We start from the raw sequence: 19,751 nt of genomic DNA, 5'->3' as shown, positions 1-19,751 counted from the left end.
TCCGGCGTTGGGGGCAGTGCGCGAGTCTACGTCAGTGGGCAACCGGGATTCTTGTGCTTTCTTGCTGTGTGAGCCGCTTGCGGACGACTAAGCTGTCTAACGCCACCCACCTTGAGATCCCGCGCATGACCCAACCCTGGCCCGCCGCTGACATCGCCCGGATGATCCTCGATGGCTTCGACGACTACCGCGAGCATTTTCGCCGGATAACCCTCGGTGCCCGCGAACGCTTCGAGCAGGCACGCTGGCAGGACATCCAGCGTGCAGCGGCGGCGCGGATCAACCTCTACGAAGAGAAGGTCGCCGAGGTCAACGGCTGGCTGCGCCAGGGCTTCGAAGCCTCCCAGCTGCTGGACGTGGAGCAGTGGCCGTTGGTGAAGAGCGCCTACATCCGCCTGATCGACCCACGGCTGGACGATGAACTGTCCGAGACCTGGTACAACTCGCTGTTCTGCAGCCTGTTCAGCCATGAGCAGATCAGCGACGGCTGCATGTTCATCCACACCACCCGCCCGTCCATGCGTGGCCACGAACGCGCGGCGCAGACCCGCACCTATGCGCTGGACGGTGGATTGAAGGGATTGCTGCGGGCCATCTTCGCCGATTACGGTTTTGACGTGCCCTACGCAGACCTGGAGGGCGACCTGTCGCGGTTGCAGGACCAACTGCGTGAATGCCTGCCCGATTGGGTGTGCAAGGACCCGGCGCTGGCGGCGGAGCTGTTCACGCCGGTGCTCTACCGCAACAAAGGGGCCTACCTGGTCGGGCGCCTGTACACCCCCGACGAACAGTGGCCGCTGGTGATCCCGCTGCTGCACCGTGAAGACCACGGCATCGAGGCCGATACGCTGATCACCGACGAGGCGGAGGTGTCGATCATCTTTTCCTTCACCCGCTCGTACTTCATGGTCGATGTGCCGGTGCCGGCGGAGTTCGTCAACTTTCTCAAGCGCATCCTGCCGGGCAAGCATATCGCCGAGCTGTACACCTCGATCGGCTTCTACAAGCACGGCAAGTCAGAGTTCTACCGCGCACTGATCAACCACCTGGCCAACAGCGACGACCGCTTCATCATGGCGCCGGGGGTGCGCGGGATGGTGATGAGTGTGTTTACCCTGCCGGGCTTCAACACGGTGTTCAAGATCATCAAGGACCGCTTTTCGCCGTCCAAGACCGTCGACCGTGCCACGGTGATCGAGAAGTACCGCCTGGTGAAGAGCGTGGACCGTGTCGGGCGAATGGCCGACACCCAGGAGTTCGCCGATTTTCGCTTCCCCCGCGTCAAGTTCGATCCCGACTGCCTCGCCGAGCTGCTGGAAGTGGCGCCCTCCACCGTGGCGCTGGAAGGGGACACGGTACTGATCCGCCACTGCTGGACCGAACGGCGCATGACCCCGCTCAACCTCTACCTCGAACAGGCCAGCGAAGCCCAGGTGCTGGAGGCGCTGGAAGACTATGGGCTGGCGATCAAGCAGCTGGCGGCGGCGAACATCTTCCCCGGCGACATGCTGCTGAAGAACTTCGGCGTCACCCGCCATGGCCGGGTAGTGTTCTATGACTACGACGAGATCAGCTTCCTTACCGAGGTCAACTTCCGCCACATTCCACCGCCGCGCTACCCCGAAGACGAGATGTCGGGCGAGCCGTGGTACTCGATCGGGCCGCATGACGTGTTCCCCGAGGAGTTTCCGCCGTTCCTGTTCGCCGATATGGGTCAGCGCCGTTTGTTCAGTCGTCTGCACGGCGAGCTGTATGACGCCGACTATTGGAAAGACCTGCAGGAGACGATCCGGGCGGGGAAGGTGATCGATGTGTTCCCGTATCGACGCAAGGGGCGCTGACTGGCGCGCCTACGCGGGAAATGCGTATGGCTCGAGCAGTCCGGCCAGCTTTAACCTTTCAGGCACTTGAGCTCACTGAAATCCGCCCGCACCTTGCTCAGGCGCTGCTGCAGGAACTGTTTCTGCGCAGGGCTGCTCTGCCTCATCAGGTCGATCAGCAGGCTGCGCGCCTGCTGTTCGCTGTTCTCATAGGCCTGGCGGTACTCCGCCGTCCACAGGCTCTCCTTGCGTTGCAGCAGTTGCGCCAGGCGCGCTTCGAAGCCCGGTGTGGCGCGCTGGTCCATTGCCAGCACCAGTTGCTGCTGCCAGTGCGCGCGATTGGCGATCGACTGGCGGTTCTGGTCGCCCAGGGCCTGGGACCAGCTCATTACCCGCAAGCGTTGCTGGGCGCTGAGCTCACCCAGCCAGGGTTCCAGGCGTTTCTGCATGCGCGCGGCGCGCTGTTCGATCTGTTTGGGCAGCGGGGTTTCGTCATAGGTCTTGCGACGCTTGCTGATGTCGGCACGAAACGCCTGGCGCATTTCGGCGACCTGGTCGTCGCTCATCCCGCGCAGCAGTTCGCTGGCTGAGGGGGTGATCGCCGTGGCCACCCGGCCGATGGCCTGGCGGGCTTCGAGGGTGCGTTGTTCCAGGGCCTGGTCGGTGACCGCGTCGTCGGCCACCATCAGCCGCACCCGGTCGAGCCAGTCGAGGTAGCCGGGCAGCTGTGTTTTGCAGTGCCAGGCCAGTTGTTGCTTAAGCCGTTCGTCGAGCAACTGTTTCTGCTCGCGGTTCATGTCCAGGTAATCGCCAAGCGACCAGGGCACCAGGCGGTCGAGGTTGCGGTAGGCCAGGTCGATGCGGCTGCAAGCCACAAGGGCCAGGGCGAAGCCAATGACGAGCAGTAGGGCGTGGATCAGGCGTCGGGGCATGAGCGAATCCTTGCACAGGCTGGCCAGGCGGTGGACGCAAGGTGGGCCCGAGGGTTCCGGCGCATGCGCGCTCGGGCGGACGGGCGGGTCAAGTGTTAGAATAGCCGCCTTGTCTTGAGGATCTTCGGAAATGGCTCTGCTTGGGCGTTACAACAGTTTGCAAATCGTGAAACACGTGGAATTTGGCCTGTACCTGGACGGCGGCGCCGACGGCGAAATCCTCCTGCCAAGGCGCTACTTCCCCAAGGATGCCGAGCTCGAACTGGACGACTGGCTCAACGTGTTCATCTACCTCGACAGCGAGGACCAGCTGATCGCCACCACCGAAAAGCCGAAGATGCAGGTGGGCGAGTTCGCCAGCCTCAAGGTCAAGGACATCAACGGCGCGGGCATCTTCCTCGACTGGGGCCTGTCCAAGGACCTGCTGATGCCCTACTCGGAGGAGTCCCGGCCACTGAAGATCGGTGACTACTGCGTGGTCCACGCCTATCTGGACAAGCGCACCCGGCGCATCACCGCCACCGCCAAGCTAGACCGCTACCTCGACCGCACCCCGGTGGACTACCAGGTCGGCCAGCCGGTGGAGCTGCTGGTGGCCGGCGAGACACCGATGGGCTTCAAGGCGATCATCAACAATCGCCACTGGGGCCTGATCCACAAGAACGAAGTGTTCAAGTTCCTGCGTTCAGGCATGCACGAGAAGGGCTTCATCAAGGAAGTGCGCGCCGACGGCAAGATCGCCCTGAGCCTGCAGCCGGTGGGCCAGGCCCTGGCCGACGGCTTGCCCGAGCAGATCATGCAGCGTCTGGAGGCCAATGGCGGTGTGCTGGCGGTGTGCGACAAGAGCGATCCGGCGCTGATCAGCCAGATGTTCAATGTCAGCAAGGGCAACTTCAAGAAAGCCATCGGCGCACTGTTCAAGCAGGGCCGGATCGTCATCCATGACGATCGCATCGAGCGGGCCTGATCAGGCCTGCACGAAGGTGCTGAAGTCCAGCTGCTCGCCACCCGGGCGGCTGTCGCGCAGCAGCGAGTCGCGGTCGGCGCTCAGGGCCAGGCTGATGGTCGAGCGGCGCTTGCCGGCGTTGCGCACTTCCATCTGCTCCTGGTGAGCGCGCAGGAAGTTGGTCGGCACCTTCAGGTGCTGCAGTTCATCGGTCTCCGGAGTATGCAGCAGCAGGTTGACCCAGTCGGGCTGACCTTTGCGCAGCAGCGCCACAGGCACCTCGAACCACCACAGGTTGCGCTTTTTGTCGAGGATGGCGAACAGGGTATTGTCGCGGTTGAGCACCGGCCGGTTCAGCGCTTCGTTGCGCCGAGCGATGGCGGTGGGTTTGTCGAGTTTCATGCAGGTTCCTGCGGGTTGACGCTAGATTGGCCTGGTATTGTGCGGGTGGGCTCATCGCGGGGCAAGTCGCATCGGCATGCCGCCGCGCCCGCGGGGAACGCTTTGAACCGTTGGGCCGGGTCCAGGCGAACTAATTGAAACTCTTGCCGATGACCTAGGGTCGATCAGGTGTCGACACGATTTTCCGTGTCTTTTCGGCAAGGAGACATCCCATGAGTGGCACCAAGGATAAAGCGAAAGGCCTGGCCAATGAGGCCGTGGGCAACATCAAGCAGGGCGTCGGCAAGGTGACCGACAACGACAAGCTGCGCGCCGAGGGCAAGGCCCAAGAGCTGAAGGGCGAGGCGCAGCAGGCCGTGGGCAAGGTCAAGGATGCCGTGAAGAAGCCTTGATCGCAGTGGTAATGTCGCGGGGCAGTGCGCGCTCATCCGGTGGGAGCGCACTTGCTCCGCGATTGCTTTGTGCGTTCGGCAACGCGCCAGCGAACAGCACGCCCGCCGCCTGGTCTATTAGACTTGGTGCTATGCCACCCCGATCAAGCGGCGAAAGGAGACGCTATGATTTTCCCCGACCTGCGCGGTCTGCCCCTGCACCGCGTGCTGGTGCGCACCGTCAAGGAATTCATTGACGACGAGATGTCCACCTATGCTTCCGCGCTGGCCTACCAGATGCTGTTTTCGCTGTTCCCATTCCTGCTGTTCCTGATCGCCCTGATCGGTTTCCTGCACCTGCCTGACTTCTTCTCCTGGCTGCGCCTGCAGTCCGAGCTGGTGCTGCCGCCCCAGGCCCTGGAGCAGGTCAACCCGGTGATCGACCAGTTGCAGCAGTCCAAGGGCGGATTGCTGTCGGTGGGTATCGTAATCGCCCTGTGGACCGCCTCGGCGGGTGTGCGCCTGATGATGAGCGCGATGAACGCCGCCTACGACGTGCCTGAAGGGCGGCCGGTGTGGAAGCGCATCCCACTGTCGATCATCTACACCGTCGGCATCGCCGGCATGCTCCTGGCGGCCGCCGCGTTGATGGTGCTGGGGCCGCAGGTCATGGAGTGGATCGCCTCCCAGGTGGGGCTGGAGGAGGCGGTGGTGGTCGTCTGGACCATCCTGCGTTGGCCGGCGATCATCATCCTGATGATGGTGGCGGTGGCGCTGATCTACTACGTGATGCCCGATGTGAAGCAGAAATTCCGCTTCATCACCCCAGGCTCGGTGCTGGCGGTGGTGGTGTGGATCGTCGCGTCGCTGGGCTTTGCCTACTACGTGAAGACCTTTGCCGACTACAACGCCATGTATGGCAGTATCGGGGCGATCATCGTGTTGCTGCTGTACTTCTACATCTCCGCCGCCGTACTGCTGCTCGGGGCCGAGATGAACGCGGTGATCGAGCACATGTCCGCCGAGGGCAAGAACCCCGGTGAGAAAGCGTTCGCCGAAGACAATCCGCAACAGAGTATTACCGTGCTTGGGCATGAGCACCCGGTGCCCCCCGAACCCCAGACCCGCGAGCCGAATACCTGATGATCCGCGACATTCTCAAAATGGGTGATGAACGCCTGCTGCGCATCGCCCCGCCCGTGCCGGAGCACATGCTCGGTAGCCCCGAGCTCGAGCAACTGATCGACGACATGTTCGAGACCATGGCCCATGTCGGAGGCGTCGGCCTGGCCGCGCCGCAGATCGGCATCGACCTGCAACTGGTGATCTTCGGCTTCGAGCGCAGCGAGCGCTATCCGGACGCCGAGCCAGTGCCGCGGACCATCTTGCTCAACCCGGTGATCACGCCGCTGGCCACGGAGCTCGAGGATGGCTGGGAGGGCTGTTTGTCGGTGCCGGGCCTGCGTGGCGTGGTGCCGCGCTACAAGCACATCAGCTATTCGGGCATCGACCCGCAGGGCAACCCGATCAACCGCTTTGCCGATGGTTTTCATGCGCGGGTGGTGCAGCATGAGTGCGATCACCTGATCGGCCGGCTATACCCTTCGCGCATTCAGGACTTCAGCAAGTTCGGCTACACCGACGTGCTGTTTCCCGGGCTCGACGTGGCCGACGACTGATCCCGCACCAGCGCCACCAGGGGCTTGCTGCGCTGGTAGCGGGCCAGGCGCGAGGCCAGGGCTTCGGGCAGCGTGGTGGCCGAGGTGAAGGCCAGGCGTTGGTAGAAGGGCGTCAGGTCCGGATGGCAGAACAGCCAAGTCGGGGTGGTGGCAGCGCCCAGCGCGGTTTGCAGCAGCTGTGAAGCGACCTGCTGTCCACGCCATTGCGGGGCGACGAACAGTCCGGTCAGCCAGTAGCCGTCCTCGACAGGGGACAGATTCATCCCGCCAATGATTTCACCGCTGCGTGCCACCCATTGTTCGCCATCACCGGCGGCGCGCATGCGCGAACCATGCTGGCGATAGAATTGCTCCAGCAGGCGGCGTTGGATCGGAGGCAGGCGGGTACAGGTCAGGGGCGGCATGCGTGGCTCGTAGGGCGCTGCAAGAAGCAGGAAAAATGACGGTGCTTTGTCGCAGATTGTTGCAAATCCGGCAAGGGTGAATATCCGACTCCGGGGTTCAACTATTCCGACTGCGGAGTAGACTTTCACTCATCCCCCCGGCAGTACGATAAAGCGGGATCGGTACTTCGTGTCATCTTCGCAGTCGATGACAACTTCTCCGCGCCATTGACGGCATCAGAAGTCACGCGATCAGCTTGATAGCCATCAAGGTCGTTATCCATGAAAGCCTTACTGATTCTTGCATTGGTCGGTATGTCCTCGCTCGCCTTCGCGGACCAGGTCAAGACCGCAGACACCCAACCCGTGGTCGAGCAGTATGACTATTCCACCAACCTCGACATCAAGCGCGTGATCAGCCTGTCGACAATCCCCAACGTCTGTGAAGTGGTGCCCGCCACCATGACCTACGAGGACCATCAAGGACAGGTGCACACCCTTCAGTACCGTGCCTTGGGCGAGGGTTGCCGGCTGAATTGAGCCTGTTGGCCCCGCCAGGGCCCGTGGGAGCGGGCTTGCCCCGCGATGGCGATCAGTTGCAATCGCGGGTCAAGCCCGCCCCCAGAAGCTCCAGCCCCTGCTTCAACTGCGCCCGGCTGTGCGCCGCCGACAGGCTGACCCGCACTGCCCGCACACGCTCCGTGCCCACCGCGAACACGCTGGCCGGCACGATCTCCACCCCTTGCGCTCGACACCGGGCAACCAGCGCCTCGGCCTCTCCAGGCGTGGCCAGCCAGACATGTGGCGAAGGCACGCCATCCACCGGCAATGCATTACCCAGCAACGCCCGCGCCAGGCGCCAACGCTCGGCCAGTTCCTCCCGCTGCCAGGCCAGTCGCCGTGCGGCGGTCCCGTCCGAAATCCACTGGCAAGCGATGTGCAGGTTCAACGGCGAAACCGACCAGTGGGTGGCCTGGGCATAAGGATCGATCTGCTCCAGCAACGCTGGCCGCGCCACGATCCAGCCCAGGCGCAGGCCGGCGGCCACGGTCTTGGACATGCTACTGATCAGCACGCCGCGGCCTTCGAGCAAAGGGTAGAGCGGTGGCCGATCAGTCAAGGCGCCGTACACGTCATCCTCGATCACCAGCAAGTCGTGGCGCTTGGCGACTTCCGCCAGCGCCTGACGCCGGGCCTCGCCCATGCAGGCCCCGGTCGGGTTATGCAGGGTCGGGGTGGTCACCAGCACCCGCGCGCCACTGGCCCGGACGACGCGGTCCAGCTCGTCAGGGCGCAAACCCTGCTCATCCAGCGCGACCCCGTGCACCGGCTGGCGCAACTGACGACAGGCCGCCTTGATGCCCGGGGCGGTCAACGCCTCGACCATCACCGGCTCGCCCGCCTGGCACAGCGACTGCAACACCATTACCAAGGCCTGCTGGGCGCCACCGCAGAGCAACACTTCCTCCGGCCTGAGGTCCAGGCCACGATTGGCCAACCAGCGAGTGCCCTGGATCCGCCCCAGCAGCAGTTGCTCCGGCCCCAGGTAATGGTCGAGCAGGGCGGTTTCACCCTGTTCGAGCAACCTGCGCAGGCTGTACTCGAGGTCAAGATTGTGCGGGTCGGCCACCGGCACGTTGGTCGACAGGTCGATCACCTGATGCTGGCGGTCGGGCTGCTTGAGGCGAAACAGCGTCGCCTCCTTGCTGCTGGCCAGCACATAGGTGCCGCGCCCCACCTCCCCGGACACCAGGTGCCGTGCCGCGGCTTCGCGGTAAGCCTGTTGCGTGGTGCTCGGGTTAAGGCCCAGCGCCCAGGCCAGACGACGCTGGGGCGGCAGGCGTTCACCAGCTTTTAGCTCACCCTGTTCGATGGCGCTGGCAATGGCCTCGACCAGCGCCAGGTAGCGCGGCTGGTCGTTGTCTGGCAGGGCGGGAATCCACACGAAATTGCTACCCATGCAATATATATTTGGACCCATACAATGACCGGCGCTTAGGATCGGATCAAGCCCTACCGATGAAGGAAGATCGCCATGTTCGACTTGCCCGCCCTGCGTGAAGCCGCCGATTTTGTTCACCAGCACGTGCCACCGACCCCGCAGCATGCCTGGCCGCTGCTGGCCGAGCGGTTGGGTTGCCAACTCTGGGTCAAGCACGAGAACCATGCCCCCACCGGTGCCTTCAAGGTGCGTGGCGGGCTGGTCTACGTGCGTTCCCTGCTGGCCGGCGGCGACGTCCCGCGCGGGCTGGTCACCGCCACCCGCGGCAACCATGGCCAGAGCATGGCCCTGGCCGCGCGCCAGGCGGGCTTGCCGCTGGTGATCGTGGTGCCTGAAGGCAACTCGCGAGAGAAGAACGCCGCCATGCGTGCCCTGGGCGCGGAACTGGTGGAGCACGGCGTGGACTTCGACGTTGCCCGTGAAGAGGCGGCGCGCGTGGCCGAGGCGCGCGGCTACGCGATGGTCCCGTCGTTCCACCCGGAACTGGTGCGTGGCGTGGCCACTTATGCGCTGGAGCTGTTCGAGGCGGTGGCTGGCCTGGATTGCGTGTACGTGCCGATCGGCATGGGTTCGGGCATCTGCGGGCTGATCCAGGCGCGCAACCTGCTGGGGCTGGACACCGAGATCGTCGGCGTGGTCTCCAGTGCTGCGGATGCCTATGCCCAGAGCTTCGAGCGGGGGCGCATCGTCACCACCGCCAGCGCCGACACTTTCGCCGACGGCATGGCCTGCCGCGTGCCGCACCCCGACGCCTTCGCCCTGGTGCGCGAGCATGCCGCACGTATCGTGCGGGTGAGCGATGACGAGATCGCCGAGGCCATGCGCCTCTATTACGAGACCACCCACAATACCGCCGAAGGTGCCGGTGCCGCTGCCCTGGCCGCATTGATGCAGGAGCGTGGGCGCCAGGCCGGCAAGCGTGTCGCTGTGGTGCTCAGTGGCGCTAATGTGGATCGCGGGCGCTATGCGCAGGTGTTGGCGGGGCCTGTCTGAGCGAGTGAGCTTTCTTTCTGTACGGCAAGCGCCCCCTCGGGTTCAATGTGCACCCCTGAATATGCCCAGAGTGCGCCATGCCTTTCTCCAACGGTTTTCTGCTCAGTCTTTCCCTTTGCCTGGATATCGGGGTGGCCAATATCGCCATGATCACCCTGGCCATGCAGCGCGGGTTTCTCCAGGGGTTCTGGCTGGGCCTGGGTACCTGCGTCGGCGACCTGGTCTATGCAATTGCTGCTTTGGCCGGGATGACCGTGCTGTTGCAGTTCGAAAGCGTGCGCTGGACCTTGTGGCTGGGCGGCTCGGCGCTGCTGGTGTGGTTTGCCGTGAAGATGTTGCTGGCGGCCTGGCGCGGCGGGCATCTGGAGTCGCGGGGCGAGGTGGTGGTGGAGTCGGGCTGGCGCGAGTTCCTGCGTGGGATCTTCCTGGCCATGTCATCGCCCAGTGCGATCCTCTGGTTCGCGGCGGTGGGTGGGGTGCTGATCTCAAGGTCCGGTGGCGGCAGTCTGCTCGATGCGGGACTGTTCCTCGGGGGCTTCTTCGCCGCCGGGTTGGTCTGGTGCGTGTCGCTCTGCGGCATCGCCAGCCATGGTGGGCGTCTGCTTGGGGATCGGCTGCTGACGTGGTCCTACCTGCTGTCGGCGGCCATTTTCTGTTATTTCGCTGTGTATGTGATTCTCTCCGGTTATCGTGAGTTCATCTTGTCTACACCTGTTTGAGTCATGGAGTTCCCAGAAATGGCAATGATCCAACCCTGCACTGACCCGGGCAGTCCGGCCTGGCTGCACTTGCGCAGCGCCTTGTGGCCCGACAGTGCGGCGACTGACCACCTGGCGGAAATGGTCGATATCGCCGACCGCCCCGCAACCTTCGTGGCCCTGCTGGCGTATGACGAGCAGGGCAGGGCGCAAGGGCTGGCCGAGGCGTCGGTGCGTCATGACTATGTCAATGGCAGCAACACTTCGCCGGTGGCGTACCTTGAAGGCGTCTTTGTCGAACAGGCTTCACGCGGCCAGGGTGTCGCCCGCCAGCTGATCGCGGCTGTCGAACGGTGGGCCGATGGCAAAGGTTGCCGCGAGCTGGCCTCGGACGCCGCGCTGGACAACCTTGGCAGCCAGCGCATGCACGCGGCCCTGGGCTTTGCCGAGACCGAGCGTGTCGTGTACTTCCTCAAGCCAGTCGCGCCCCTCGACTGAAAATTTCCGGGCAGTTGTCGATTTGCCGTTTTCCCGTTCGACCAGTGTTGAAAGCGTCACCACCAACCCTGATGAATCTTCGGAGCAAACACCGATGAACACTGAAGCCGAGCGTGAACTGGAGCAACTGATCGAGCAGTGGATGCAAGCCGTGCGCGAGCGTGACGTGGACCGTATCGTCGCCCCCTACGCCGACGACATTCTTGCCTTCGACGCCATCCAGGCCCTGCAATTCAAAGGCAAGGCCGCCTACCGCGCCCATTGGGAAATGTGCATGGGCATGTGCACCGGGCCGATGGTGTTCGAACTGGCGCAACTGACCGTGCACGCCGACGGCGACCTGGGCCTGGCCCACTGGCTCAACCGCTGTGGCCCGGGCGACGATGAGAGCCAGTGCGGTTTCATGCGCGCCACTGTCGGCTACCGGCGCAGCGCCGGCCAATGGCAGGTCATCCACGAACACTGGTCGGCGCCGTTCGACATGGAAACGCAAAAAGCGCTGTTCGATCTCAAACCCTGAATGCCCTCGACCGCCCATCGCCACCTTGCCCCGGAGACGATCATGAAATACCTGTGCCTGGTCTATTGTGATGAAGCGCTGTTGCACAGCCTGCCCGACAGCCCCGAGGACGCCGAATGCATGGCTTACGCCGAGTCCATCCAGGGCTCCGGGCGGATGATCGCCGCCGAGGCGCTCAAGCCCGTGCAGACGGCCACAACGGTGCGTGTGCGCGCCGGTCGGATGAGCCTGACCGATGGCCCGTTCGCCGAGACCAAGGAGCAGTTGGCCGGTTTCTACCTGGTCGATGCCCGCGACCTCAATGAAGCGTTGAACATCGCCAAGGGCATTCCCGCGGCGCGGGTCGGCAGCGTCGAAGTGCGCCCGGTGCGAGAGCTGCAACCCTTACGTGAATGGAGAACCACAATGAACCAGGTATCGCCGGGCTGATGAACAGCGAAGGGCAAATCCGTGATGAAGTGGCGGCGGTCTACCGCCGCGACTCCCGGCGCATCCTGGCCACCCTGATCCGCCTGCTGGGAGACTTCGACCTGGCCGAGGAGGCCTTGCATGACGCGTTCTTCATTGCCGTCGAACGTTGGCAGCGCGATGGCATCCCGGACAATCCGCGGGCCTGGCTGGTCTCCGCCGGCCGTTTCAAGGCCATCGACGCCTTGCGCCGGCGTGCCCGCTTCGACCGCTCCCAGGCGGACCTGATCATGCTGCTGGAAGGCGAGGCCCAGGATCCGGGCGAGCAGGAACTGCTGGTCGATGATCGGCTGCGCCTGATCTTTACCTGCTGCCACCCGGCCCTGGCCTTCGATGCCCAGGTGCCGCTGACATTGCGTGAGGTCTGCGACCTGACCACCGAGCAGATCGCCCGCGCCTTCCTGCAGAGCCCGGCGACCATCGCCCAGCGCATCGTGCGGGCCAAGGCCAAGATCCGCGATGCGAAGATCCCCTACCAGGTACCGGAGCTGGGCGAATTGCCGGAGCGGCTGGAGAGCGTGCTGCGGGTGATCTACCTGGTGTTCAACGAGGGCTATTCGGCATCTTCGGGCGAGGATGTGACCACGCGTGCGCTGACTGACGAAGCCATCCGCCTGGGCCGGTTGCTGGCGCAATTGCTGCCGGATGCCGAAGTGCTGGGGCTGCTGGCGTTGATGCTGTTGCAGGCCTCGCGGCAGAACGCGCGCAGCGACGCTCACGGCGAGCTGGTGCTGCTTGATGAGCAGGACCGCGGTCTGTGGGACCGGGCACAGATAGAGGAGGGCAGCCAGTTGGTGCGCCAGGCACTGGGCAGTCGGGAGTTCGGCCCCTACAGCGTGCAGGCGGCGATTGCCGCGCTGCATGCCGAAGCGCCCAGCGCCGAGGCCACCGACTGGGACGAGATCGTCGGCCTGTATGATGTGCTGCAGCGCCACTGGCCGTCACCAGTGGTGGAGCTGAACCGGGCCGCAGCCCTGGCCCGGCGTGATGGCGCACAGGTCGGGTTGCGCGCGGTTGAAGCAATTCTCGAGCGGGGCGAATTGGGCGACTACCACCTGGCCCACGCCGCGCGCGCCGAACTGCATCGTCAACTGGGCAATACCGAACAGGCCCGCAAGGCCTGGCAGCAGGCGCTGACGCTTACCCGGCAGGGGCCGGAGCGTCGTCATATCGAGCGACGCTTACGCGAGCTGGGGTAAGCGCTCAGGCCGAGTGCAAGACCTGTAGGAGCCGCTGTACTTTCAGCTGGCAACGAATTCCGGCGGGCTCACCAGCTCGACGGTCTGCTGTTTGCGCGGCGCGAGGATCTCGGCTTCGCCGGCGACCACCAGCTCGTCGTTCTGGTTGTATACGTTGGTGGCGATACGCACCTTGAACTTGGGCAGCTTCTCGAGGATTTCCAGGCGCACGGTCAGTTCGTCACCGATCTTCACCGGCTTCTGGAAGCTCATTTGCTGGCCCAGATAGATGGTGCCAGGGCCAGGCAAGGTGCAGGCCACCGCGGCGCTGATCAGCGCGCCGCTGAACATGCCGTGGGCAATGCGCTCCTTGAACATGCTCTTGGCGGCGAACTCGGCATCCAGATGCACCGGGTTGTGGTCACCGGACATGGCGGCGAACAGCTGGATATCGCGTTCTGCCACGGACTTCTTGTATTCAGCTTTCTGGCCGACTTCGAGGGCTTCGTAAGGCGTGTTGGTGACCTGGGTCATCAGGGGCTTCCTTGTGGGGGGCGAGGCTGCCGATCATTCACTGCGGGCGGGGCGGCCAAGGGCCAGCGCCTGCTCCAGCCAGCCGATGATCTCGGCGGTGACCTCGTCGCGATGGGTTTCGTTGAGCACTTCGTGGCGTGCGCCGGGGTAGATGCGCAACTGTACATGACGGTTGCCGGTCGCGCGCAGGGCGTCGGCCAGGTGGGTGAGACGCTTGCCGGCACTCACCGGATCACATTCGCCGCCCACCACGAAGATCGGCAGGTTCGGATCGATCTGCGCCAGGTTCTTTTTCTGACTGATCTGCGCCAGGCCCTGCAGCAGGTCGAGCCATAGCTGGTTGCTGCAGCGAAAGCCGCACAGCGGGTCGGCGATGTACTTGTCCACCTCCGCGTCATCGCGGCTTAACCAGTCGAAGGCGGTGCGGTTGGGCTTGAATGCCTTGTTGAACGAGCCGAACGACAGCCAGTCGATCAGCGCGCTCTTGCCCAGAGGGCCCTGGCGCCAGGCCTCGAGACGGGCGATCAGGCGCGCCGCGCGGTACAGCGCCACCGGCTGGAAGTTCGAGCCGCTGAGGATCGCGCCCTGCAGGCTGGCACTGTGGTGCAGCAGGTAGGCCTGGGCGATGTAGCTGCCCATGCTGTGGCCGAACAGGAACAGCGGGGTTCCTGGAAACTGCTGGCCGATGTGCTGGGCCAGCAGGCCCAGGTCGTTGAGTACGGCATTCCAGCCATTTTGCCGGGCGAACAGGCCCAGGCTGCCCAGCTCGGCGGTGCGGCCGTGGCCGCGCAGGTCGGGGGCGAGCAGCCCGTAGCCGGCGGCGTTGAGCGCATGGCCCAGGCGCTGGTAGCGCCCGGCGTGCTCGGCCATGCCATGGGCCAGCAACACCACGGCCTTGACCGGTGTGGCCGGCAGCCATTGGTGGACATAAAGGCTGCAATGCTCGCTGGCGGGGAGCCAGAAGGCGTCGTGGGGCATGGCGGGTCCTTGCGCGCGGAGGTTGCCCAACAGTGTATGCGCAAAGCCGTCAATTGCAGGAAGGGCAGAAAAGAGATTCACAATGTTAATGGCGGCACTTGGCGTATTTGCCACCCTCAACAGAGCTGCTAACGTCGGCTGAACACCTTTTTGCCAGCAGGCGATCAGGTCAGGGATGTCCCGTTAGAGGAACAACAATAAATGCAAGCCGACTTCTGGAACGACAAGCGCCCGGCGGGCGTACCTTCCACCATTGACATGAAGGCCTACACATCCGTCGTCGACGTCTTCGAGCGCTGCTGCAAGCGCTTCGCCGACCGTCCGGCGTACAGCAACCTCGGCGTCACCCTGAGCTATGCCGATCTCGAGCGTCATTCGGCGGCCTTCGCCGCCTGGCTGCAGCAGCACACCGAACTGGTGCCGGGCGACCGCATCGCGGTGCAGATGCCCAATGTCCTGCAATACCCCATCGCGGTGTTCGGCGCCATGCGCGCCGGCCTGATCGTGGTCAACACCAACCCGCTGTACACCGAGCGCGAGATGCGCCACCAGTTCAAGGACTCCGGCGCCCGCGCCCTGGTGTACCTGAACATGTTCGGCAAGCGTGTGCAGGAGGTGCTGCCCGACACCGGCATCGAGTACCTGATCGAGGCGAAGATGGGCGACCTGCTGCCGACGGCCAAGGGCTGGCTGGTCAACACCGTGGTCGACAAGCTGAAAAAGATGGTGCCGGCCTACCAGTTGCCCCAGGCCGTGTCGTTCAAGCAGGTGCTGCGCCAGGGGCGCGAGCTCCCTCACAGGCCGGTGGCGCAAACCCTGGAGAACATCGCGGTGCTGCAGTACACCGGCGGCACCACCGGGCTGGCCAAGGGCGCCATGCTCACCCATGGCAACCTGGTGGCCAACATGCTCCAGGTACTGGCCTGCTTCGGTCAGCACGGCCCCGATGGCCAGCCGCTGATCAAGGAAGGGCAGGAAGTGATGATCGCGCCGCTGCCGCTTTACCACATCTATGCCTTCACCGCGAACTGCATGTGCATGATGGTAACCGGCAACCATAACGTGCTGATCACCAACCCCCGGGATATCCCCGGCTTCATCAAGGAGCTGGGCAAGTGGCGATTCTCGGCGCTGGTGGGCTTGAACACGCTGTTCGTCGCGCTGATGGACAACCCCGGTTTCAAGTCGCTGGATTTCTCCGCGCTGAAGATCACCAACTCCGGCGGCACCGCGCTGGTCAAGGCCACCGCGGAGCGCTGGGAGGCCCTCACCGGTTGCCGCATTGTCGAAGGCTACGGCCTGACCGAAACCTCGCCGGCGGCCAGCACCAATCCCTATGGCCAGTTGGCGCGCCTGGGGACCGTGGGGCTCCCGGTGCCTGGCACGGCGTTCAAGGTGATCGACGACGAAGGTCACGAGCAGCCGCTGGGCGAGCGTGGTGAGTTGTGCATCAAGGGACCGCAGGTCATGAAAGGCTACTGGCAGCAGGTTGAGGCCACCAACCAGGTCCTGGATGCCGAAGGCTGGCTGAAGACCGGCGACATCGCCGTCATCGACCCGGACGGTTTCACCCGCATCGTCGACCGCAAGAAGGACATGATCATCGTCTCGGGCTTCAACGTGTATCCCAACGAGATCGAGGACGTAGTGATGGGCCATCCGCAGGTGGCCAGCTGCGCGGTGATCGGCGTGCCGGACGAGCGCACCGGCGAGGCGGTGAAGCTGTTCGTGGTGCCGCGTGCGGGCGGGGTGAGCGTCGATGAACTCAAGGCGTTCTGCAAGACCAACTTCACCGGCTACAAGGTGCCCAAGCACATCGTGCTGCGCGAATCGCTGCCGATGACGCCGGTGGGCAAGATCCTTCGTAGGGAGTTGCGCGACATCGCCTGATGGTAGGCCCGCGATTGTGTCATCTCTGACAGCGTCGTCGCCCAGGCTGACGCAATCGCAAGGCCTATCTAGGGCAGGGCTTTCAGGCGGATTTGCGACATTTTGTATAATTACTCTAAAAATGACCTGTATAGTTCATTGAGTCATTTTAGTGACCCGTTAGCCCATTTCGGCCTCTAGGCGACCCCTTGCAAAGCTGTTACTCTCGGCGCGCTTTCAGAGGATCCGGTTTGCAATGAGCCGGCCTCTCATATCAATAATAAGCGCATCGACGCGTACCGAATTCGCTGTTGCTGAAGGAGCGGGCTTCCATGATCGAACATTTTTGGAAGGATAAGTACCCAGCCGGGGTCACGGCGGACATCAATCCTGACGAATTCCCCAATATCCAGGCGGTACTCAAGCAATCCTGCCAACGCTTTGCCGACAAACCTGCCTTTAGCAACCTGGGCAAGACCATCACCTACGGCGAACTGTATACCCTGTCCGGCGCCTTCGCCGCCTGGTTGCAGCAGCACACCGACCTGAAGCCGGGTGATCGCATCGCGGTCCAGTTGCCCAACGTCCTGCAGTATCCCGTTGCCGTGTTCGGCGCCATGCGTGCCGGCCTGATCGTGGTCAACACCAACCCGCTGTACACCGCGCGGGAGCTGGAGCACCAGTTCAACGATTCCGGGGCCAAGGCCCTGGTGTGCCTGGCCAACATGGCGCACCTGGCGGAAAAGGTGGTGCCCAAGACCCAGGTCAAACATGTCATTGTCACCGAAGTGGCCGACCTGTTGCCACCTCTCAAGCGTTTGCTGATCAACAGCGTCATCAAGTACGTGAAGAAAATGGTGCCGGCCTACCACCTGCCGGGCGCCGTGCGCTTCAACGACGCCCTGGCGCTGGGCAAAGGCGGTGCGGTGACCGAGGCCAACCCGCAGTCCGGCGATGTTGCCGTGCTGCAGTACACCGGCGGTACCACCGGCGTGGCCAAGGGCGCGATGCTCACCCACCGCAACCTGGTCGCCAACATGCTGCAGTGTCGCGCGCTGATGGGTTCGAACCTGCACGAAGGCTGCGAGATCCTCATCACCCCGCTGCCGCTGTACCACATCTACGCCTTCACCTTCCATTGCATGGCCATGATGCTCATCGGCAACCACAACGTGCTGATCAGCAACCCACGCGACCTGCCGGCCATGGTCAAGGAACTGGGCAAGTGGAAGTTCAGCGGTTTCGTTGGCCTCAACACGCTGTTCGTCGCCCTGTGCAACAACGAGACGTTCCGCAACCTCGACTTCTCGGCGCTGAAGATCACCCTGTCCGGCGGCATGGCCCTGCAACAGAGTGTGGCCGAGCGCTGGAAGACGGTGACCGGCTGCGCTATCTGCGAAGGCTACGGCATGACCGAGACCAGCCCGGTGGCGGCGGTCAACCCGACTTCGGCCAACCAGCTGGGGACCATCGGCATCCCGGTGCCGTCCACCCTGTGCAAGATCATCGACGACAACGGCCAGGAGTTGCCCCTGGGCGAGGTGGGCGAGCTGTGCATCAAGGGGCCGCAGGTGATGAAGGGCTACTGGCAGCGTGAAGACGCCACCGCCGAGATCATCGACAGCAACGGCTGGCTGAAGACCGGCGACATCGCCCTGATCCAGCCGGACGGCTACATGCGCATCGTCGACCGCAAGAAGGACATGATCCTGGTGTCCGGCTTCAACGTGTACCCCAACGAGCTTGAAGACGTGCTCGCCGCGCTGCCGGGCGTGCTGCAGTGCGCGGCCATCGGCATCCCGGACGAGAAGTCCGGCGAGGTGATCAAGGTGTTCATCGTGGTCAAGCCGGGCATGACCCTGACCAAGGAGCAGGTGATGGAGCACATGCGCGCCAACGTCACTGGCTACAAGGTGCCCAAGGCCATCGAGTTCCGCGACGCGCTGCCGACCACCAACGTCGGCAAGATCCTGCGCCGCGAGCTGCGCGACGAAGAGCTGAAGAAGCAGGGCCTGAAGAAGATCGCCTGAGCCGCAGCGCGCTTTGGGATTGAAACGTGGGAGCGGGCTTGCCCCGCGATAGCGTCAGCTCAGGTAACGAGTCGAAGCCATCGCGGGTCAAGCCCGCTCCCACGTTTGCGATACAGGAAACTCAGCGCAGCTTTTCCAGCATCTGGTAGTACCACATCCCCGCCGCCAGCAGCGGATTGCCCAGCAAGTCGCCCATCGGCACCTTGATGTGCCGGCAGCCCGCGAACGTATCGAACTTCTCCAGTGTCCCGGTCAATGCCTCGGCCATGATCTCGCCCATGATATGGCTGGTGGCGATGCCGTGCCCGGAATACCCCTGGCAGTACCAGACGTTGTCCGACAGCTTGCCCAGCTGCGGGATGCGGTTGACCACGATGCCCATGGCGCAGCTCCACTGGAACTCGATCGGCACGCCCTTGAGCGCCGGGAAGGTGCGCTCGATGCACGGGCGCAGTTCGCCTTCGATGTCCCGTGAATCACGCCCGGAGTAGTTGGCGCCGCCGCCGAACAGCAGGCGCTTGTCGGCGGTCAGGCGGTAGTAGTCGAGGACGAAACGGCAGTCGTACACCGCCAGGTCCTGCGGGTTGATCTGCTCGGCCAGATCGCCCAGCGGCGCGGTGGTGACGATACCGCCCATGGCCGGGAAGATCTTGCCCTTGAGCTGGCGCTTCTCCAGCTTGTGATACACGTCGCCTGCCAGCATCACCTGGCGTGCCTCGATCCGTCCCTGGGCGGTGACCACCGCCGGGCGCGGGCCGTGGACGATCTCCAGCACCTCGGAGTTCTCGAACACCAGGGCGCCCAGCCCGTGGGCGGCGCGGGCCTCGCCCAGGCACAGGTTGAGCGGGTGCAGGTGCAGGTTGCGGCGGTTCTTCAGCGCGCCGAGGTACAGCGGGCTCTGCAGGTGCTGCTGCATGGCGTCGCGGTCGAGCAACTGCACCAGGTCGCCCATGCCACGACGCCGGGCCTCGGCCTCGAAGGCGCGCAGCTCGTTCATGTGCGACGGTTTCATCGCCGCGTGCAGGTGGCCGTGCTTGAGGTCGCACTGGATGCCGTAGCGCTCGACGCGCTGCTCGATGATCTGGTGGCCGCGCCAGCGCAGCTGCCAGATGAAATCGTCCACCTCGGCGCCCAGCCGGTCGCGCATCTGCGTGCGCATGGCCTCGTCGCCCGACAGGCTGCCGGTGACCTGGCCGCCGTTGCGCCCGCTGGCGCCCCAGCCGATGCGGTTGGTCTCGACGATGGCCACCTTCAGGCCGCGTTCCGCCAGTTCCACCGCGGTGGCCACGCCGGTAAAGCCGCCGCCGATGATCGCCACGTCCACCTGCACCGTGCCCTTGAGCGTGGGGTATTCGGTCGTGTCGTTGAGGGTGGCGCTGTAATAGGACGGCGCGCGCTGGGCCGGGCCGTTGTTCACTGCTGCGTTCATGCTTGTTCCTTCTTGTAATCT

Annotated in this window: 21 protein-coding genes; 14 read left to right on the top strand and 7 right to left on the bottom strand. The window is 64.1% G+C overall.

Annotated elements, in window-relative coordinates:
- Positions 1–125 precede the first annotated feature (125 nt).
- Positions 126–1,841 (top strand): bifunctional isocitrate dehydrogenase kinase/phosphatase, encoded by a 1,716-nt coding sequence (aceK, locus tag AC25MA_RS10835; RefSeq protein WP_062360585.1) that lies wholly within the window; start codon positions 126–128, stop codon positions 1,839–1,841.
- A gap of 50 nt (positions 1,842–1,891) precedes the next feature.
- Here aceK and AC25MA_RS10830 read toward each other — a convergent pair whose 3' ends face one another.
- On the bottom strand, positions 1,892–2,752 hold the full coding sequence (locus AC25MA_RS10830) for a DUF6279 family lipoprotein (protein ID WP_062360587.1): 861 nt from the start codon (positions 2,750–2,752) through the stop codon (positions 1,892–1,894).
- Between the two features lie 130 nt (positions 2,753–2,882).
- On the opposite strand from AC25MA_RS10830, the gene AC25MA_RS10825 reads away from it, so the two are divergent.
- Complete coding sequence (locus AC25MA_RS10825; RefSeq protein ID WP_028693048.1) at positions 2,883–3,719, top strand: CvfB family protein; 837 nt, start codon at positions 2,883–2,885, stop codon at positions 3,717–3,719.
- On the opposite strand, the gene AC25MA_RS10820 is transcribed toward AC25MA_RS10825, so the two are convergent.
- A complete protein-coding gene (locus AC25MA_RS10820; protein ID WP_028693049.1) occupies positions 3,720–4,100 on the bottom strand; it encodes a hypothetical protein in 381 nt (126 codons plus the stop codon).
- A gap of 212 nt (positions 4,101–4,312) precedes the next feature.
- Between AC25MA_RS10820 and AC25MA_RS10815 the strand changes: the two genes are divergently transcribed.
- The 3 genes from AC25MA_RS10815 to def all read left to right on the top strand — a co-directional run bounded on the left by AC25MA_RS10815 (position 4,313) and on the right by def (position 6,150).
- Positions 4,313–4,492: a CsbD family protein gene (locus AC25MA_RS10815; protein ID WP_023629533.1), complete on the top strand. Its 180-nt coding sequence runs from the start codon at positions 4,313–4,315 to the stop codon at positions 4,490–4,492.
- 165 nt (positions 4,493–4,657) lie between these two features.
- Positions 4,658–5,614, top strand: a complete 957-nt coding sequence (locus AC25MA_RS10810; RefSeq protein ID WP_028693050.1) for a YihY/virulence factor BrkB family protein — start codon at positions 4,658–4,660, stop codon at positions 5,612–5,614.
- Entirely contained in the window at positions 5,614–6,150 is a 537-nt protein-coding gene (gene def / locus AC25MA_RS10805; protein WP_028693051.1) for a peptide deformylase, read from the top strand. Before AC25MA_RS10810 ends, def begins: the two co-directional genes overlap by 1 nt.
- Here def and AC25MA_RS10800 read toward each other — a convergent pair.
- Positions 6,105–6,554 carry a GNAT family N-acetyltransferase gene (locus tag AC25MA_RS10800; RefSeq protein ID WP_028693052.1) on the bottom strand — a complete coding sequence of 150 codons (450 nt, stop codon included), beginning with the start codon at positions 6,552–6,554 and terminating at the stop codon, positions 6,105–6,107. The two genes, def and AC25MA_RS10800, sit on opposite strands and share 46 nt — an antisense overlap.
- Positions 6,555–6,815: 261 nt before the next feature.
- Between AC25MA_RS10800 and AC25MA_RS10795 the strand changes: the two genes are divergently transcribed.
- Entirely contained in the window at positions 6,816–7,073 is a 258-nt protein-coding gene (locus AC25MA_RS10795; protein WP_028693053.1) for a DUF2790 domain-containing protein, read from the top strand.
- 52 nt (positions 7,074–7,125) lie between these two features.
- On the opposite strand, the gene AC25MA_RS10790 is transcribed toward AC25MA_RS10795, so the two are convergent.
- The gene (locus AC25MA_RS10790) at positions 7,126–8,493 is read right to left on the bottom strand and encodes an aminotransferase-like domain-containing protein (protein ID WP_486972018.1); all 1,368 of its coding nucleotides are present in this window, start codon (positions 8,491–8,493) and stop codon (positions 7,126–7,128) included.
- 75 nt (positions 8,494–8,568) lie between these two features.
- On the opposite strand from AC25MA_RS10790, the gene AC25MA_RS10785 reads away from it, so the two are divergent.
- The 6 genes from AC25MA_RS10785 to AC25MA_RS10760 all read left to right on the top strand — a co-directional run bounded on the left by AC25MA_RS10785 (position 8,569) and on the right by AC25MA_RS10760 (position 12,911).
- Positions 8,569–9,528, top strand: a complete 960-nt coding sequence (locus tag AC25MA_RS10785) for a threonine dehydratase (RefSeq protein WP_486972017.1) — start codon at positions 8,569–8,571, stop codon at positions 9,526–9,528.
- 77 nt (positions 9,529–9,605) lie between these two features.
- Positions 9,606–10,247 carry a LysE family translocator gene (locus tag AC25MA_RS10780; protein WP_028693056.1) on the top strand — a complete coding sequence of 214 codons (642 nt, stop codon included), beginning with the start codon at positions 9,606–9,608 and terminating at the stop codon, positions 10,245–10,247.
- A 24-nt stretch (positions 10,248–10,271) separates the two neighbouring features.
- Positions 10,272–10,724, top strand: coding sequence for an aminoglycoside 6'-N-acetyltransferase (gene aac(6'), locus AC25MA_RS10775; RefSeq protein WP_486972041.1), 453 nt, complete (start codon positions 10,272–10,274; stop codon positions 10,722–10,724).
- A gap of 94 nt (positions 10,725–10,818) precedes the next feature.
- Complete coding sequence (locus AC25MA_RS10770) at positions 10,819–11,244, top strand: YybH family protein (protein WP_028693058.1); 426 nt, start codon at positions 10,819–10,821, stop codon at positions 11,242–11,244.
- 42 nt (positions 11,245–11,286) lie between these two features.
- Entirely contained in the window at positions 11,287–11,673 is a 387-nt protein-coding gene (locus AC25MA_RS10765) for a YciI family protein (RefSeq protein WP_486972016.1), read from the top strand.
- Entirely contained in the window at positions 11,673–12,911 is a 1,239-nt protein-coding gene (locus AC25MA_RS10760; protein ID WP_028693060.1) for an RNA polymerase sigma factor, read from the top strand. The genes AC25MA_RS10765 and AC25MA_RS10760 overlap by 1 nt, the downstream gene beginning before the upstream one ends.
- Positions 12,912–12,953: 42 nt before the next feature.
- On the opposite strand, the gene AC25MA_RS10755 is transcribed toward AC25MA_RS10760, so the two are convergent.
- Together AC25MA_RS10755 and AC25MA_RS10750 are read right to left on the bottom strand one after the other, a co-directional pair.
- Positions 12,954–13,424, bottom strand: coding sequence for a MaoC family dehydratase (locus tag AC25MA_RS10755; protein WP_028693061.1), 471 nt, complete (start codon positions 13,422–13,424; stop codon positions 12,954–12,956).
- 33 nt (positions 13,425–13,457) lie between these two features.
- Positions 13,458–14,402 (bottom strand): alpha/beta hydrolase, encoded by a 945-nt coding sequence (locus AC25MA_RS10750; protein ID WP_028693062.1) that lies wholly within the window; start codon positions 14,400–14,402, stop codon positions 13,458–13,460.
- Between the two features lie 201 nt (positions 14,403–14,603).
- Between AC25MA_RS10750 and fadD2 the strand changes: the two genes are divergently transcribed.
- Both fadD2 and fadD1 read left to right on the top strand, forming a co-directional pair.
- Entirely contained in the window at positions 14,604–16,292 is a 1,689-nt protein-coding gene (gene fadD2, locus AC25MA_RS10745) for a long-chain-fatty-acid--CoA ligase FadD2 (protein WP_028693063.1), read from the top strand.
- A gap of 311 nt (positions 16,293–16,603) precedes the next feature.
- Positions 16,604–18,301, top strand: a complete 1,698-nt coding sequence (fadD1, locus tag AC25MA_RS10740) for a long-chain-fatty-acid--CoA ligase FadD1 (RefSeq protein WP_028693064.1) — start codon at positions 16,604–16,606, stop codon at positions 18,299–18,301.
- Positions 18,302–18,422: 121 nt separating this feature from the next.
- Here fadD1 and AC25MA_RS10735 read toward each other — a convergent pair whose 3' ends face one another.
- The gene (locus AC25MA_RS10735) at positions 18,423–19,730 is read right to left on the bottom strand and encodes an NAD(P)/FAD-dependent oxidoreductase (protein ID WP_069016969.1); all 1,308 of its coding nucleotides are present in this window, start codon (positions 19,728–19,730) and stop codon (positions 18,423–18,425) included.
- Positions 19,731–19,751: the final 21 nt, after the last annotated feature.

The sequence above is a fragment of the Pseudomonas sp. P65(2024) genome, from assembly GCF_057480955.1.
This window is presented reverse-complemented; position numbering and strand designations above follow the sequence as displayed.